Origin of the sequence: Rhizobium tumorigenes, assembly GCF_003240565.2 — a bacterium.
GTDB classification, from domain to species: domain Bacteria; phylum Pseudomonadota; class Alphaproteobacteria; order Rhizobiales; family Rhizobiaceae; genus Rhizobium; species Rhizobium tumorigenes.
Genome location: NZ_CP117255.1, coordinates 973408 through 988566 on the forward strand (window position 1 = coordinate 973408; position 15159 = coordinate 988566).

General features: G+C 58.7%; 17 protein-coding genes. 10 read left to right on the forward strand and 7 right to left on the reverse strand.

Going from position 1 to position 15159, the window contains the following annotated elements; genetic code table 11:
- Window positions 1-28: 28 nt before the first annotated feature.
- From PR017_RS04820 to PR017_RS04840, 5 genes are all read right to left on the reverse strand, one after another.
- Entirely contained in the window at window positions 29-325 is a 297-nt protein-coding gene (locus PR017_RS04820) for an addiction module antidote protein (RefSeq protein WP_111220546.1), read from the reverse strand.
- Window positions 326-616 carry a type II toxin-antitoxin system RelE/ParE family toxin gene (locus tag PR017_RS04825; RefSeq protein ID WP_111220547.1) on the reverse strand — a complete coding sequence of 97 codons (291 nt, stop codon included), beginning with the start codon at window positions 614-616 and terminating at the stop codon, window positions 326-328.
- Between the two features lie 124 nt (window positions 617-740).
- Window positions 741-1211 (reverse strand): 30S ribosomal protein S9, encoded by a 471-nt coding sequence (gene rpsI / locus PR017_RS04830; protein WP_111220548.1) that lies wholly within the window; start codon window positions 1209-1211, stop codon window positions 741-743.
- Window positions 1212-1213: 2 nt separating this feature from the next.
- Window positions 1214-1678 (reverse strand): 50S ribosomal protein L13, encoded by a 465-nt coding sequence (gene rplM, locus PR017_RS04835; RefSeq protein WP_111220549.1) that lies wholly within the window; start codon window positions 1676-1678, stop codon window positions 1214-1216.
- A gap of 588 nt (window positions 1679-2266) precedes the next feature.
- The gene (locus PR017_RS04840; RefSeq protein WP_111220550.1) at window positions 2267-2593 is read right to left on the reverse strand and encodes a hypothetical protein; all 327 of its coding nucleotides are present in this window, start codon (window positions 2591-2593) and stop codon (window positions 2267-2269) included.
- 109 nt (window positions 2594-2702) lie between these two features.
- Here PR017_RS04840 and PR017_RS04845 point away from each other — a divergent pair, with 109 nt between their 5' ends.
- The 8 genes from PR017_RS04845 to PR017_RS04880 all read left to right on the forward strand — a co-directional run bounded on the left by PR017_RS04845 (window position 2703) and on the right by PR017_RS04880 (window position 9599).
- A complete protein-coding gene (locus PR017_RS04845) occupies window positions 2703-3134 on the forward strand; it encodes a CoA-binding protein (RefSeq protein ID WP_111220551.1) in 432 nt (143 codons plus the stop codon).
- A 118-nt stretch (window positions 3135-3252) separates the two neighbouring features.
- The gene (locus PR017_RS04850) at window positions 3253-4536 is read left to right on the forward strand and encodes an O-acetylhomoserine aminocarboxypropyltransferase (protein ID WP_111220552.1); all 1284 of its coding nucleotides are present in this window, start codon (window positions 3253-3255) and stop codon (window positions 4534-4536) included.
- A 126-nt stretch (window positions 4537-4662) separates the two neighbouring features.
- The gene (locus PR017_RS04855; RefSeq protein ID WP_111220553.1) at window positions 4663-5007 is read left to right on the forward strand and encodes a cupin domain-containing protein; all 345 of its coding nucleotides are present in this window, start codon (window positions 4663-4665) and stop codon (window positions 5005-5007) included.
- A gap of 302 nt (window positions 5008-5309) precedes the next feature.
- On the forward strand, window positions 5310-6335 hold the full coding sequence (pstS, locus tag PR017_RS04860; protein ID WP_111220554.1) for a phosphate ABC transporter substrate-binding protein PstS: 1026 nt from the start codon (window positions 5310-5312) through the stop codon (window positions 6333-6335).
- Window positions 6336-6410: 75 nt separating this feature from the next.
- A complete protein-coding gene (gene pstC / locus PR017_RS04865) occupies window positions 6411-7382 on the forward strand; it encodes a phosphate ABC transporter permease subunit PstC (RefSeq protein WP_111220555.1) in 972 nt (323 codons plus the stop codon).
- An 11-nt stretch (window positions 7383-7393) separates the two neighbouring features.
- Window positions 7394-8245, forward strand: a complete 852-nt coding sequence (gene pstA / locus PR017_RS04870) for a phosphate ABC transporter permease PstA (RefSeq protein WP_111220556.1) — start codon at window positions 7394-7396, stop codon at window positions 8243-8245.
- Window positions 8246-8274: 29 nt separating this feature from the next.
- Entirely contained in the window at window positions 8275-9111 is an 837-nt protein-coding gene (pstB, locus tag PR017_RS04875) for a phosphate ABC transporter ATP-binding protein PstB (RefSeq protein ID WP_111220557.1), read from the forward strand.
- Between the two features lie 161 nt (window positions 9112-9272).
- Complete coding sequence (locus PR017_RS04880; protein ID WP_133255593.1) at window positions 9273-9599, forward strand: hypothetical protein; 327 nt, start codon at window positions 9273-9275, stop codon at window positions 9597-9599.
- Between the two features lie 19 nt (window positions 9600-9618).
- Here the strand turns inward: PR017_RS04880 and PR017_RS04885 are convergent, their stop codons facing one another.
- Both PR017_RS04885 and PR017_RS04890 read right to left on the reverse strand, forming a co-directional pair.
- Window positions 9619-10863 carry a cytochrome P450 gene (locus PR017_RS04885; RefSeq protein ID WP_111220559.1) on the reverse strand — a complete coding sequence of 415 codons (1245 nt, stop codon included), beginning with the start codon at window positions 10861-10863 and terminating at the stop codon, window positions 9619-9621.
- Between the two features lie 57 nt (window positions 10864-10920).
- Entirely contained in the window at window positions 10921-12174 is a 1254-nt protein-coding gene (locus tag PR017_RS04890) for a GGDEF domain-containing protein (protein ID WP_111220560.1), read from the reverse strand.
- Between the two features lie 374 nt (window positions 12175-12548).
- Between PR017_RS04890 and clpP the strand changes: the two genes are divergently transcribed.
- Window positions 12549-13181: an ATP-dependent Clp endopeptidase proteolytic subunit ClpP gene (gene clpP, locus PR017_RS04895; RefSeq protein ID WP_111220561.1), complete on the forward strand. Its 633-nt coding sequence runs from the start codon at window positions 12549-12551 to the stop codon at window positions 13179-13181.
- A 303-nt stretch (window positions 13182-13484) separates the two neighbouring features.
- Entirely contained in the window at window positions 13485-14762 is a 1278-nt protein-coding gene (gene clpX / locus PR017_RS04900) for an ATP-dependent Clp protease ATP-binding subunit ClpX (protein ID WP_111220562.1), read from the forward strand.
- The last annotated feature ends 397 nt before the right edge of the window (window positions 14763-15159 follow it).

The following is a 15159-nucleotide window of genomic DNA, read 5'->3' on the forward strand; positions in this document are numbered from 1 at the left end:
ATCCTCTTTCACCCGTTACCCGTCAAACCTACGCGGCATTCTGGTCTGCCGAGATCGACACTTTCAAGCCCAGCGCCTTGATCACGCCGAGAAACGTCGACAGTCGGGGATCACCGGCCTCGCTCAGTGATTTATAAAGCGCCTCCCGGGTCATGCCCGCTTCCTTGGCGACAGACGTCATGCCGGCGGCACGGGCAACGTCGCCGAGGGCCTGGGCGATGAGCGCTGGAGCACCGTCCTCGAAAGCGGCTTCGAGATAGAGCATGCGGTCGGCCGGTGTGGTCAAATGGTCCAGGACGTCAAAGCGGGTGGTTTCCAAGGGCATTCAAATCTCCTTAGCCAATTGCCGGGCGATCGCGATGTCCCTTGCTTGCGATGACTTGTCGCCGCCGCATAAGAGAACGACGATCATGTCGCCGGATCGGGTGAAATAGAGTCGGTAGCCGGGGCCATGGGTAATGCGCATTTCGCTGACACCTTCACCGACCGGCTTGATATCTCCGGGGTTGCCAAGTTCGAGCCGCCGGATGCGAACGACGATGCGTTGGCGCGCCTGCGCGTCTCGGAGCGCATCGAGCCAATTCGCAAAGATAGCGGTCTGCCGGACTTCGATCACCCGTGAATTATAGTTCACAAAGCCGATTTGTTAAAGTCCCGGGAGAGGCGGGCGACTTGCTGCCGAAACACAAAAAAGGCGGCGCCGAAGCACCGCCTTTCCGAAGTCCGAAGACCGCAAACGATTAACGCTTGGAGAACTGGAACGAACGACGGGCCTTCGCCTTGCCGTACTTCTTACGTTCAACTACACGGCTGTCGCGTGTCAGGAAGCCGCCCTTCTTCAGAACGCCGCGCAGGCCGGGTTCGAAGTAGGTAAGCGCCTTGGAGATACCGTGACGAACGGCACCGGCCTGGCCGGACAGACCGCCGCCGGCAACCGTGGCGATGATGTCGAACTGGCCGTCACGGGCAGCAGCAACGATCGGCTGGCGCAGGATCATCTGCAGAACCGGACGTGCGAAATACGTCGCAAATTCGCGGCCGTTGATGATGATCTTGCCGGAACCTGGCTTGATCCAGACGCGGGCAACGGCGTTCTTGCGCTTGCCGGTGGCGTAGGAGCGGCCGAGCGAGTCGACCTTGCGGACGTGAACCGGAGCAGAAGGCTGTTCCGAAACCGTGCCGAGATCCTTCAGGGAAGAGAGGTCAGCCATGCTCAGGCGCTCCTTGTGTTCTTGCTGTTCAGCGCGGCGACGTCGAGAACGGTCGGCTGCTGCGCTTCATGGGGATGGTTGGAACCGGTGTAGACGCGCAGGTTCTTCATCTGGCGACGGCCGAGCGGGCCGCGCGGAACCATGCGTTCGACAGCCTTTTCGAGAACGCGCTCAGGAAAGCGGCCTTCGATCAGCTGGCGAGCGGTACGCTCCTTGATGCCGCCGGCATAACCGGTGTGCCAGTAGTAAACCTTGTCTTCGTACTTCTTGCCGGTGAAGACGACCTTCTCGGCATTGATGACGATGACGTTGTCGCCGTCGTCGACGTGCGGAGTGAAGGTAGCCTTATGCTTGCCACGCAGACGCATTGCGATAACAGAAGCGAGACGACCAACGACGAGCCCTTCGGCGTCGATGATGATCCACTTCTTCTCCACCTCTGCAGGCTTCTGGGAGAAGGTTGCCATGTTGTATACTCTCTTTTAGGACCCAGAACCCGAAGGTCAGGGCGTTTCTTGTTGCTTGAATTGGAAAGGCTTGGCCCGGCCAAAAAGAAAGCAGCCCGGAAAGGCTGCGTTTCTGCTGCGGCTTGTAGGGGAAAGCCCATCTCAGGTCAAGATTGGCTATTTGAGAGCTCGTTAAAAATGGTCAACGATATCAAAGATCTAGCTATGGGGTATTATAATACCGCAAAATTCGCACCTTCTGAATGACGGTCTCACTGAAGCTCATGCTGATCATTACCTCAAAAGCGCGCTTCGGCTGGTTCCTCTCGAGAAAGCCGGCATAGCCAGTGCGTCGAGAAGATGGCTTCGCCTTGCGAGACGAGTAGGCACATGCCCTGCACATGCAATGTCACAATGTTGCAATGCACCAAAAACGGTAGCGAAAAATCCGGAGCAACTATAAGATGTTGCTGATGGATACCAGAACAAAAAGCGTCCAAAAAGGGACAATTAGTAGAATATCATCCCGCCCAATTCAGCTTGCGCGCGACCACTGTCAGTTGCGGTCGCTCGTCGGTCTCGCAGCGCCCGGACGACCGCGTGCTGACATCAGCGACCGGGTAAGATCTCGTCGTCATCCAATTCGCTTGTCGAGTGACAGGTATACACGGGACAGTTTTTGGTGTCCTTCGTCGGCAGCGTGTCCTCAAATGCATATTCGCCGAAGTTGCAGGCACCTCGGTCGCTGACATAGCGGTCGTAAAGCGTCAAATTTTTTGTGCGTTCCGCCGGGTGACGGAAAATCACCGCGCGCTCGCGGCCGATCAATGCCTGCGCCGCCGAGCAGCTGTATGACATGGAGTTATAGCGATTGATCGCGAGCGCAGGTGTCGCCATCGATGCCGCCAAAACGGCGAGTAGGATGATTTTTCGCATGAGACTGTCCTCACAGGTTCGGTTCATGCCTATATACGCGGAAGCGGTAAGCTAGTTTCCGCTGGATACGACAAAAACATAACTGTGATCGAAGCTGGAGGTGTCAGCAATGAACCACGACCGTTATGACGATTCCTATATCGCCGACATTCTGCAAAACGTGAAGACCATCGCATTGGTCGGCGCGTCACCCAACGCTGCACGCCCGAGCAATGGGGTGATGGGCTATCTGCTAGCCAAGGGCTATCACGTGATCCCGGTCAACCCCGGCCTGGTCGGCAAGGAAATCCTTGGCCAGCCGGTGTTCGGCAAGCTCGCCGACATTCCCGAGCCCGTCGATATGGTCGATGTGTTTCGTGCGCCGGAATATCTGGATGCCGTCGTCGACGATGCGCTGGCGCTCCAGGCCAAGCCGCAGGTCATCTGGTCGCAGCTGGATATCCGCGACGATGCGGCCGCAGAAAAAGCCGAGGCGGCCGGCGTGAAGGTGGTCATGAACCGCTGCCCGGCAATCGAGATCCCGAGGCTTGCTGCGGCATGATCCACTCCTCCTCGAAGGTAGGATTTTCTCCGCTTTAGGTGGGATTGAGAAAAGATCGCGATGAATATGCATCGCCGTCGCGCTATGGTCGCCCGTAAGTTTTTGAGGGAGGACTATTATGGCGACCACCAATCCGGGCTTCGACACGCTGGCAATCCATGCCGGCGCACAGCCCGACCCGACGACCGGCGCCCGCGCGACGCCGATCTACCAGACAACGGCCTACGTCTTCAGTGACGCTGATGCCGCAGCTGCATTGTTTGGGCTGCAACAGTTCGGCAACATCTATACACGCATCATGAACCCGACACAGGCCGTGCTCGAGGAGCGCGTCGCGGCACTTGAAGGCGGCACGGCGGCGCTGGCGGTGGCATCCGGCCATGCGGCTCAGCTTCTGGTGTTCCACACCATCATGCAGCCGGGCAACAATTTCGTTGCGGCTACCAAGCTTTACGGCGGTTCGATCAACCAGTTCGGCCATGCCTTCAAGAATTACGGCTGGCAGGCGCGCTGGGCCGACCCGCTGGAGCCCGAGAGTTTCGAGAGCCAGATCGACGATCGCACCCGTGCCATCTTCATCGAGAGCCTTGCCAATCCCGCCGGTACGTTCATCGATATTGCAGCCATCGCCGCCGTCGCCCACCGCCACGGGCTACCACTGATCGTCGACAATACGCTGGCTAGCCCCTATCTGATCCGTCCGCTCGAACACGGCGCCGATATCGTCGTGCACTCGCTGACAAAATTCATGGGCGGCCATGGCAATTCGATGGGCGGCGTCATCGTCGATGGCGGCACCTTCGACTGGTCTGCATCCGGACATTATCCCATGCTGTCGGCGCCGCGCCCCGAATATAACGGCATGGTGCTACATGCCACCTTTGGCAACTTCGCCTTCGCGATTGCCTGCCGGGTGCTCGGCCTTCGAGATCTGGGTCCATCGATTGCGCCTTTCAACGCTTTCCTGATCCTGACGGGCATCGAGACGCTACCTCTGCGCATGCAACGCCATTGCGACAACGCGCTTGAAGTCGCCGGCTGGCTGAAGCGGCACCCAAAGGTTGCCTGGGTCAAGTACGCCGGTCTTGCCGACGATCCCAACCACGCCCTGCAGCAACGCTACTCGCCGAAGGGCGCCGGCGCCGTGTTCACCTTCGGCCTGAAGAACGGCTACGAGGCCGGAAAGACCTTCGTCGAGAGCCTGACACTGTTCTCGCATCTCGCCAATGTCGGCGACACCCGATCGCTTGTCATCCACCCTGCGTCCACCACCCACAAGCAACTGAGCGACGACCAGAAGACAGCCGCAGGTGCCGGCCCCGACGTCGTCCGGCTGTCGGTGGGCATCGAGGATGTGAAGGATATCATCGCGGATCTGGATCAGGCGTTGGCTAAGGTCTAGGAGCAGTCATCGCCATCGGAAACTGCCGTGTTGAAGAAGCAGGGCAGTTTCCTTCCTCTATTCCCCGCCCTCGATGCTCTTGTGCTAAAGGCAGAGCTGTCACCACGATCAGATGCGAGACTTTCGATGACCAACGCCATCAGCTTCGACGCCACTGCCACTGCTCCAGAAATCGGCGTGCCTGCCGCCGATCGCGTACTTTCCGGCAACCCACAGTTTCGGACATGGAGTCTCGACGAGGCCGAGGGTGGCGTTTACGCCGGCATCTGGGAGGCGACTCCGGGATCGTGGCGCGTTGTCTATGAGGAGTGGGAATACTTTTCCATTCTGTCCGGATACTCGATCGTGACAGAGGATGGCGGCGAGGCGCATCATCTTCGCGCGGGCGATCGCATGGTCTTGAAGCCCGGCTTCAGCGGAAGCTGGGAAGTGGTTGAAACGACTCGCAAGGATTATGTGGTGCGGCTTTAGGCGAGCGCCTGGCCTGCGGGCTGGTGCGTATACTAGACGATGATGGCTCTTGCACCCATGACGAGCGGCAGCCGCTGACTTAACAGCCCCGTTGGCGCTGTCTGCATTCCGTACCAGCGCCGCCGCGCACGCCCTGAAAACCGTGTCATTTGGCCATCATCAAACTGTCATCAAACTGAAACATTGCAACTATAGAGCCATCCATGTCGCCGGAAGAGGCGGCCGTGATGGATCGATGGACGGTCCGTTTGTGGCTCCCTTCCGCCCGCCATCCGATCATCACTCAAGGAAGTGAGACCCTTATGTTGAATTTGAAAATCCGCACCCTCTGCCTGAGCGCAGGCCTGGTCGTCACCATGACGGCTTCGGCCATGGCTGCCGACATCACCGGCGCTGGTTCGAGCTTCATCGCTCCGGTTCTGTCCAAGTGGGCCGAGGGTTACAAGGCTGCAACCAACAACGCCGTCAACTACCAGTCGGTTGGTTCGGGCGCCGGCATCAAGCAGCTCCTCGACAAGACCATCATCTTCGGCGCTTCGGACAAGCCGATGAGCGACGCCGATCTCGAGAAGAACGGCATTGCCCAGTTCCCGATGATCTCCGGCGGCATCGTCGTTTCCTATAACGTAGAAGGCGTAAAGCCGGGCGAACTGGTTCTCGATGGCGCCACTCTTGCCGACATCTTCCTTGGCAAGATTGCCAAGTGGGACGATGCTGCCATCAAGGCTCTCAACCCCAACGTAAAGCTGCCTTCCACGGCGATCTCCGTCGTTTACCGCGCTGACAGCTCTGGCACGACATTCAACTTCACCGACTACCTCTCAAAGGTTTCGCCGGATTGGAAGTCAAAGGTTGGCTCGAACACGGCTGTTGAATGGCCGGTCGGCTTCGGCGCCAAGGGTTCGGAAGGCGTTTCGACCACCGTTAACCAGACGGCTGGTTCGATCTCCTACGTTGAATACTCCTACGTCGTTGCCAACCACATCGGTTTCGCGAAGATGAAGAATTCTGCCGGCAAGGTTATCGAGCCTAGCCTTGAAACCTTCAAGGCTGCTGCTTCGAACGCCGATTGGGCACATGCCAAGAACTTCAACCTGATCCTTACAAATCAGCCGGGCGAAAACAGCTGGCCGATTGCAGCGTCTACCTGGGTCATGCTTTACAAGAAGCCTGCCGATCCTGCTGCCAACGCGGAAGCCCTGAAGTTCTTCAAGTGGGCCTACGAGAAGGGCCAGAAGTCGGCCACTGACATGTCCTACCTTGCTGTTCCGGAATCGGTTGCCAAGGTCGTGGAAGAGTCCTGGAAGAAAGATTTCGGCACCAAGTAATCTGTACTGACTGAAAACTGGCGGCGGACAGGGTATTGCCCTGTCCGCCTTTAATGACAGGACAAGGAGAAAGCGATGGCTGATGCGACCCAGACGGCTGGATTCCAGACCATGGAAACCTCCGCCGTCACCAGAAAATTCCGGACGCAGGATCGGATTTTCTATTTCATGACGCTCAGCTCGGCTTCTTTTGTCGTGCTTCTTCTGCTGGCGATCCTGACCGTTCTCGTCTTGGATGCTTTGCCAACCTTCCAGGCCTTCGGCTTCTCGTTCCTCTGGGGCACGAGGTGGAGCGCTCCATTGGAGATCTATGGCGCGGTGCCCGCCCTGGTCGGTACGCTGGTGAGCTCGCTTATCGCCATGCTGATTGCAGTTCCCCTGGGTATCGGTATTGCCATCTTCCTGACCGAGCTTTGCCCCGGCAGCCTGCGACGCCCGATCAGCACCGCCATCGAGCTCCTTGCCGGCGTTCCTTCGATCATCTACGGCATCGTCGGTCTTTTCATGATCGTGCCGCTGATGCAGACCTATGTTCTCCCTTTCCTTATGATGACCGTTGGCCAGGTGCCGTTGATCGGCTTGCTGTTCCAGCCGCCTGCGCCAGGCGTCGGCCTTTTGACGGCAAGCCTTGTGCTGGCCATCATGATCCTGCCGTTCATCACTGCGATTGCCCGCGACGTCTTCACCACCGTGCCGCCGATGCTGCGTGAATCCGCTTACGGCATGGGCATGAGCACCTGGGAAGTGGCACGCAATATCCTCATACCTTACACACGTCGCGGTCTGGTCGGCGGCATCATGCTCGGCCTTGGCCGCGCGCTCGGCGAAACGATGGCCGTTACCTTTGTCGTCGGCTCCGTTAGCCGCCTGCAGTCATCGATCATCTCGCCATCGACTACCATTTCCGCCCAGATCGCCAACAATTTCGGCGACGCCGACGGTCTGCAATTTTCGAGCCTGATGGCACTCGGCCTGCTCCTGTTCGTCCTTTCCTTCTGCGTGCTCGCAGTCGCGAGATGGATGATCGGCCGCGTCGACTCTTTTTGAGGAAGAAAGCCATGGAAAACGCAATTCGTCAGAGGATCATCTCTCGCCGCCAAATGACGAACCAGGTCATGATGGCCTTGTCGTTTCTCGCCGCTGTCCTCGGCATACTATTCCTGAGCGTGATCCTCGTGACCTTGGTTTATCGAGGTGTCACGGCACTCAGCCTCGACGTATTTACGATGTCGATCCCGGCTCAGGGCTCGCGCGGCGGCCTGCTGAACGCCATTTACGGTACCTTCATCGTGACCGGCCTTGCGACCCTGCTCGCTGCACCGATCGGCATTCTCGCCGGCACCTACCTGGTAGAATTCGCCAACGGCAGCAAGCTTGCCGAGGTCGCCAAGTTCATCAACGACATCCTGCTCTCGGCACCCTCGATCATCATCGGCGTCTTCGTTTACGGTGTCGTGGTCGTGCCTATGCATGGGAACTCCGCCATCGCCGGCATCCTCGCCTTGGCGCTGATCGCCCTTCCGGTCATCAACCGCACGACGCAGGACATGCTTCTGCTGGTGCCGAACTCGCTTCGCGAAGCAACGGCTGCGCTTGGCGCGCCACGCTGGAAAGCGATGACGACTGTGATATACAAGTCTGCCTGGTCGGGCATCCTGACCGGCATCCTGCTGGCCGTTGCCCGTATCAGTGGCGAGACCGCGCCGCTGCTGTTTACGGCCGGCTATAGCAAGTTCATGCAGGGGGGGCTGACCGGTCCGATCGCCACGCTGCCGGTTGCCATCAATACGCTGGCCGCTGATGCCGGTGAGGATCTGAAGCAATTGGCCTGGGCAGGCGCGCTGATCATCACTGTCGCCATTCTGGCCCTCAATATCATTGCCCGTTTTCTGAGTGGGCGCCGCCAGTGACGCAGCCGCCGAACGATAGGAACAAGACCATGAACATGAGCGACAACAACTTCCTGAGCGTTAATGCACAGTCGGGCAAGGGCGCAGTTTCCACTTCGGATATCGGCGACCTTCCAAAGCTTGATGTGAAGAACCTCGATTTCACCTATCAGAACGGGCATCGCGTTCTGAAGGGTGTGAACATGAGCATCAGCAAGAATGCCGTAACGGCGTTCATCGGTCCTTCGGGCTGCGGAAAGTCCACGCTGCTGCGCACCTTCAACCGCATGTATGATCTTTATCCGGGCCAGACGGCTTCCGGCGAGATCCTGCTGGACGGTCGAAACATCCTGAGCAAGGACGTCGACCTGAACGATCTGCGCGCCAAGGTCGGCATGGTGTTCCAGAAGCCGACGCCGTTCCCGATGTCGATCTATGAAAACGTTGCCTTCGGCATCCGCCTCTACGAGAAGATTTCCAAGGCTGAGATGGATGCGCGCGTCGAACAGGCGCTGACCGTCACCGCGCTGTGGGGCGAAGTGAAGGAAAAGCTGCACCAGAGCGGTCTCGGACTTTCCGGCGGCCAGCAGCAGCGCCTCTGCATCGCCCGCGCCATCGCCGTGAAGCCATCCGTACTGCTGCTGGACGAACCGACATCGGCACTCGACCCGATCTCGACTGCCAAGATCGAGGAACTGGTTGCGCAATTGAAGGGCGATTTCACCATCGTCATCGTCACGCACAACATGCAGCAGGCCAGCCGTATCTCCGACAAGACCGCCTTCATGTATCTCGGCGACCTGATCGAATACGGTGCCACCGACCAGATCTTCCAGGCGCCGAAGAACAAGCGTACCGAAGACTACATCACCGGCCGCTACGGCTGATATCTGCCTGTATCGTATTGCAAATGGCGCTCCGCAAGGGGCGCCATTTTTTGTTTGGATTTTGCAGCCAGTCGTCAACACTGTGCACTCGTCCTCGAAAATGCTGCAGGTTGCATTTCAGTCGCGCTGCGTTATCATCTACGCAAATCGGGATCATGGTAATGGTAGAAGACAATATCGACCTGGGGTTGATCGCCAAACTCGTTCAGAAGAACAACGATGAGATGCGCGGTCTTCGCAGAGAGGTGGCCGACATCCGGACACTATGCGTTCAAACATACGATTATCTGAACCGCAGCGATAGGCGTTACATGGAGCTACGCGACGATCTCGAGTTGATGATCAAAATGGAGGTAGGCGGTGCGATAACGCACGTCCACTCTGTCTTGGAGAACTCCCTGATGCGTATCGAGGGAAATATCGCCGATGTTTCAGTAAAAGTGGACGATCTCTCGGGCAGGATCTTCGCGGCCGAGAATAAACATTAGCGGGTAGCTAAAATCCCGCTCACCAGCGCAAATCCAGCCGCTCCAGTCCATGGAAATGATAGACGTCCTTGACCACAGGCGTCTTTGCCAGCCGCAATCCCGGCAGCCGCTCGAATAGGATCGGCAGCGCGATATTGAGCTCGAGGCGGGCGAGCGGTGCGCCGATGCAGAAATGGATACCGGCGCCGAAGGAGAGGTTGGGCGCTTCGCGGCGGTCGGGCTTGAATGTCAGCGGGTCGGAGAACTTTTTCGGGTCGAGGTTGGCGGCAGCAAGGATCATCGCCACCTTGTCGCCGCGCTGGAAGGTGACGCCATCGATGTCGGCAGTCTCCAGTGCCCACCGCTGGAAGATGTGCACCGGCGCGCAGAGCCTGAGCGTTTCCTCGACCGTGCGCTCGGTCGTGGCTTCGTTGGCAAACAGCGTCTTCGGGGACAGGCCGCTTTCGAGGATGACGCGAACCGAATTGCCTATCTGGTGGACGGTTGCCTCGTGGCCGGCGTTGAGCAACACGATCGTCGTCGACACCAGTTCCTCGTCGGTGAGATACTGGCCCTTGTGTTCCGTGGTGATCATGTGGCTCAGCAGGTCGTCGCGGGGTTCGGCGCGCCGCTCCCGGATCACCGATCTGACATAGTCGGCAAATTCCTTTGCGGCCGTGTCTGCGGCATCCTCGTCGGCACGCGTCCTGCCGAACATGTACATTCGCACATAGGCATGCGACCACTTCAGCAGTTGCGGCCCCATCTCGTCGGGAATGCCGATCATCCGGGCGATCATCGTTACCGGGATGATGTCGGCAAAAGCCGTGAGCAACTCCACTTCGCCATTCCCGGCAAAATTGTCGATCAGCCGGTTTGCCAGTTCTGCAATTTCCGGCTTCATCTTCTCGACGTGGCGTGACACGAAGGCCCGATTGATCAGCGTGCGCAGTCGCGTGTGCTCCGGCGGCTCTATCTCCAGCAGCGAATGCAGCTCGGCGGCATCGAAGTTGCGTAGATGGGGCAGCGGTTCGGCGAGGCCAATCTCGGCCCGGCTGGCGACGTGCAGGATCTGGCGGCCGAAGCGACGGTCCCGCAAAAGACCGTTCACGTGGTCGTAGCCGGTGACCGTCCAGAGCTTCTGCTCCTGCCAGTAGAACGTGGGACACTGCTCGTGCAGCGCCGCGTAGACGGCATTCGGGTTGGTGTAGAATGCAGGATCTTTGCCATCGAGAGAAACGTGGCGGGTGGCAGGATCGATACGGAGCATGGGAGGGATCTTCATGATACTGGCATTAGCCCAAACCGGCCCGCACGGGAAGCGCGTCGGAGCCCCTTTATCCTAGCTTCGCGCCAGCGTGCCGATCCGCTGCAGTGCCTGGATCTGGTCGTCGACAGTCGGCACCAGCTCGCCGGCTTCCTGTTCGCTCGACACACTATTTGCGGTTTCGGTAGCAGCCTCGCTGAATACCACCGTGCAATTGCGGCCCGCTCGCTTGGCGGCATAAAGCGCCCGGTCGGCAGCCCCGGTGAGCTTGTCCCAGTCTGCAGCCTCGGCAGTGGCAAGTGCCACGCCGACGCTGACGCTGGCACTGACGGCAGCACCCTCGATCTGCAATGGCGTACGGCAAAATTCGCTGCGGATCGTTTCCGCCACTGCTTCGGCTTCCGTCTGATCTGTCACGGTGATGAAAGCCATGAATTCCTCGCCGCCCATGCGACCGAGGGCACCCCCGCGTGGAAGGCACTTTCGCGTGATGGTGACGAATTCGCAAAGCACCTGGTCGCCTGTCTGGTGGCCATAGCGGTCGTTGATGCTCTTGAAGTGATCGAGATCGAACAATAGGGCGGCAATCAGACGAGAGGGAGACGTCGTCTCCCGTCTGAGAAGCCCAAAGAATTCCAGCAACCCGCGTCGGTTGAAGGCCGTGGTCAGCGAATCGTTCAGCGACAATGCGCGCCAGCGTCGCTGCGACCGCTGGACCAGAACATGGCCGGTCAGCACGACACCGATCGTGATCAGCAATGCATTCACGAGTACCGTGACGGTGCGGTAGGTGAGGGCCGCCTCTGGCGAGGGCCGGAAGACGACTGCAGAGAGGGCGATGACGAAGCACAGGGAGGCAAGTGTCATGAGGACGAAAGCCAGCGGCATGCGGGCTGCCTCGGGGCGGCTGGTCACCGGACGGACAGCTGCGGCAAGAAGGGTCGCGCTGGCAGCACTTGCCAGCAGGAAAAGAACAACGCGGTTGGCGAGATCGTCATGCACCCAGGGAAGACTGATGCCGATCAGCCAGATGGCCGGCGGCAGCAGCGCAGTCCACTCCGGCCGGCGCTTGTCGAACAGGCTGAAGCCGGCGATCCAGGCGCTCTGGCCGAGAAAGGTGAGTAGGTTGCCGAGATCGATTGTGAGAATATTGGGCATCAGGCCCTGGAGGCTGATCAGAGCATAGCCGACGGCGCGCGAGGCGAAGCCTATGGACCAGAGCAGGTAGAAGGACGATCTGCGGTCGCTGCGCCAGGCGAAGAACAAGACGACGGCAAGCGTCGTCGCTTCCGAACACCAGATCGTCAATCCCGTCGTGATATTGAACACAGGCTGCGCAACTCCATCTCGCGCAGCACCATGTCGTAAGAAACTGGCCAGCCGGTTAACGCGGACCGCAAATTACGCCCAGCGGCGGTGCAATCGCGGTACGGTTGCGTCAATACGGAGGGCCGGGATCCAACATTCATCGTTTCTTCACTCTGCCACGTCGAAAAGCTGTGGGCGCCCTCTGGCGTAACGCCGCATTAATAGCCATCTGTGACAAAGAGCCGTAACTGCAGCGTGAACTTCATTCGCATCCGCTTCTTGACGTTATCCTCTGGCGCGTCTTGAAGTACAGGGCGGTGACACTCTATGTAGGGGTGACGATTTTATTCGATTCCCGGTATTTCGCCGCCGGGCAAGTTTGACAGAGGACGCACATGAGAAATCCAGTCGATACCGCAATGGCTCTGGTCCCCATGGTTGTGGAGCAGACCAATCGGGGCGAACGGTCCTACGACATTTATTCGCGCCTTCTGAAAGAGCGCATCATCTTCATGACGGGTCAGGTCGAAGATCATATGGCGACGCTCGTTTGCGCGCAGCTGTTGTTCCTCGAGGCTGAGAACCCGAAGAAGGAGATTGCGATCTACATCAATTCTCCGGGCGGCGTCGTGACCGCCGGCATGGCCATCTACGACACCATGCAGTTCATCAAGCCGGCCGTCTCGACCCTGTGCATCGGTCAGGCGGCATCGATGGGCTCGCTGCTGCTGGCGGCCGGGCACAAGGACATGCGCTTCACCACGCCGAATTCCCGCATCATGGTTCACCAGCCTTCCGGCGGTTTCCAGGGGCAGGCATCGGACATCGAGCGCCACGCACGCGACATCATCAAGATGAAGCGCCGCCTGAATGAAATCTATGAAAAGCATTGCGGCCGCACCTATGAGGAAGTCGAGCAGACGCTCGATCGCGACCACTTCATGACCGCCGAAGAGGCCAAGGACTGGGGTCTGGTCGACAAGGTCCTGACGTCGCGCGCCGAAATGGAATCAGACGCCGAAGCGTGATTATTCACGGTGCGGTGTCTTCCAAGCCACAGTTCTATCCCATTTGTGATCAACGAGGGGGTTTCAACTGCGGTAGAAGAAGCTAATAGTAGGCTTTAACGCTATGTTTTGATTTTATGACATGGCGTTCGGATTCGACGGGGAATTCGTTGCCGCCGTGGCCCGTGCAGTGTGCGGACCACGTTCAGTACCCCTAGGAGCGCCTGCACCGGCTAAGCTCCAGTCCATGGAGTGGCGCAGGCGAGCGCAGAGAGTGGACCGCCATTTCGATTTGGAAATGCGGCGTGCTGGAAGGAAAGTGATATGAGCAAAGTCAGCGGCAGCAACGGCGGTGACTCCAAGAACACCCTGTATTGTTCTTTCTGCGGCAAGAGCCAGCACGAAGTCCGGAAGCTTATCGCCGGACCGACCGTCTTCATCTGCGATGAATGCGTCGAGTTGTGCATGGATATCATCCGCGAGGAAAACAAATCCTCGATGGTCAAGTCCCGCGACGGCGTTCCCACGCCCCAGGACATCATCAAGGTCCTCGACGAATACGTGATTGGCCAGCGCCAGGCAAAGAAGATCCTCTCTGTCGCCGTCCACAACCATTACAAGCGGCTGGCGCATTCTTCGAAGAATGGCGACATCGAATTGGCAAAGTCGAACATCCTGCTCGTTGGCCCGACCGGTTGCGGCAAGACCTACCTTGCCCAGACGCTCGCCCGGATCATCGACGTGCCCTTCACCATGGCTGATGCCACGACGCTGACGGAAGCCGGCTATGTCGGTGAGGACGTCGAGAACATCATCCTGAAGCTTCTGCAGGCTGCCGACTACAACGTCGAGCGCGCCCAGCGCGGCATCGTCTATATCGACGAAGTCGACAAGATCTCGCGCAAGTCCGACAACCCGTCGATCACCCGCGATGTGTCGGGCGAGGGCGTGCAGCAGGCGTTGCTGAAGATCATGGAAGGCACAGTCGCTTCCGTGCCTCCCCAGGGCGGGCGCAAGCATCCCCAGCAGGAGTTCCTGCAGGTCGACACGACCAACATCCTGTTCATCTGCGGCGGTGCGTTTGCCGGTCTTGACAAGATTATCTCTGCGCGTGGCGAGAAGACCTCGATTGGATTCGGCGCTTCGGTCAAGTCGCAGGACGATCGTCGCGTCGGTGAAGTGCTTCGCGAACTCGAGCCGGAAGACCTGGTCAAGTTCGGCCTGATCCCGGAATTCATCGGCCGCCTGCCTGTCTTGGCGACGCTGGAAGACCTCGACGCCGATGCCCTGATCCAGATCCTGTCCGAGCCTAAAAACGCGCTGGTGAAGCAGTATCAGCGGCTGTTCGAGATGGAAGACGTGGAACTCAACTTCCACGAGGACGCTCTTCGCGAAATCGCCCGCCGGGCAATCACGCGAAAGACCGGCGCTCGTGGCCTGCGGTCGATCATGGAGAAGATCCTTCTCGACACGATGTTCGACCTGCCGGCACTTGAAGGTGTTCGTGAAGTTGTGATTTCAGACGAAGTCGTGCGCGGCTCCGCTCGGCCTTTGTACATCTATGCTGATCGGCCCGATGAGAAGGCCAATGTGTCGGCCTGATGTCTGACGCAATAGTGTAGCAATCTTGAGGGGCTCGTCGGTGACGGGCCCCTTTCTGTTTGAAATACCATGCAGTTTGCTGTTAGACTTTTGAATATGGTGGTCACTGATCCGGCGTAGCCGTTGCACTTGAGATCACCGGCGGCCATGATGGCGTGATTCTTCGAGCGTTCTCGCATCAGCCATTCCGTTCCGTACCGGTGGACATGGCAGAAAGGCGAGGCGCCGGACAAGCCCGATTTGTTTTGCGTTGATCGTTGTAATAAGCCTGTCACATCTGCCCCGGCCGGCAGTCGGGATGGCTTGAAATTGCCAAGGTGAAACTCCACTTCTACATCAAGTGAGAGAGGCTGGCGCACTGAATACTGCCGGCGCTTATCCCGGAAACGGGACGATG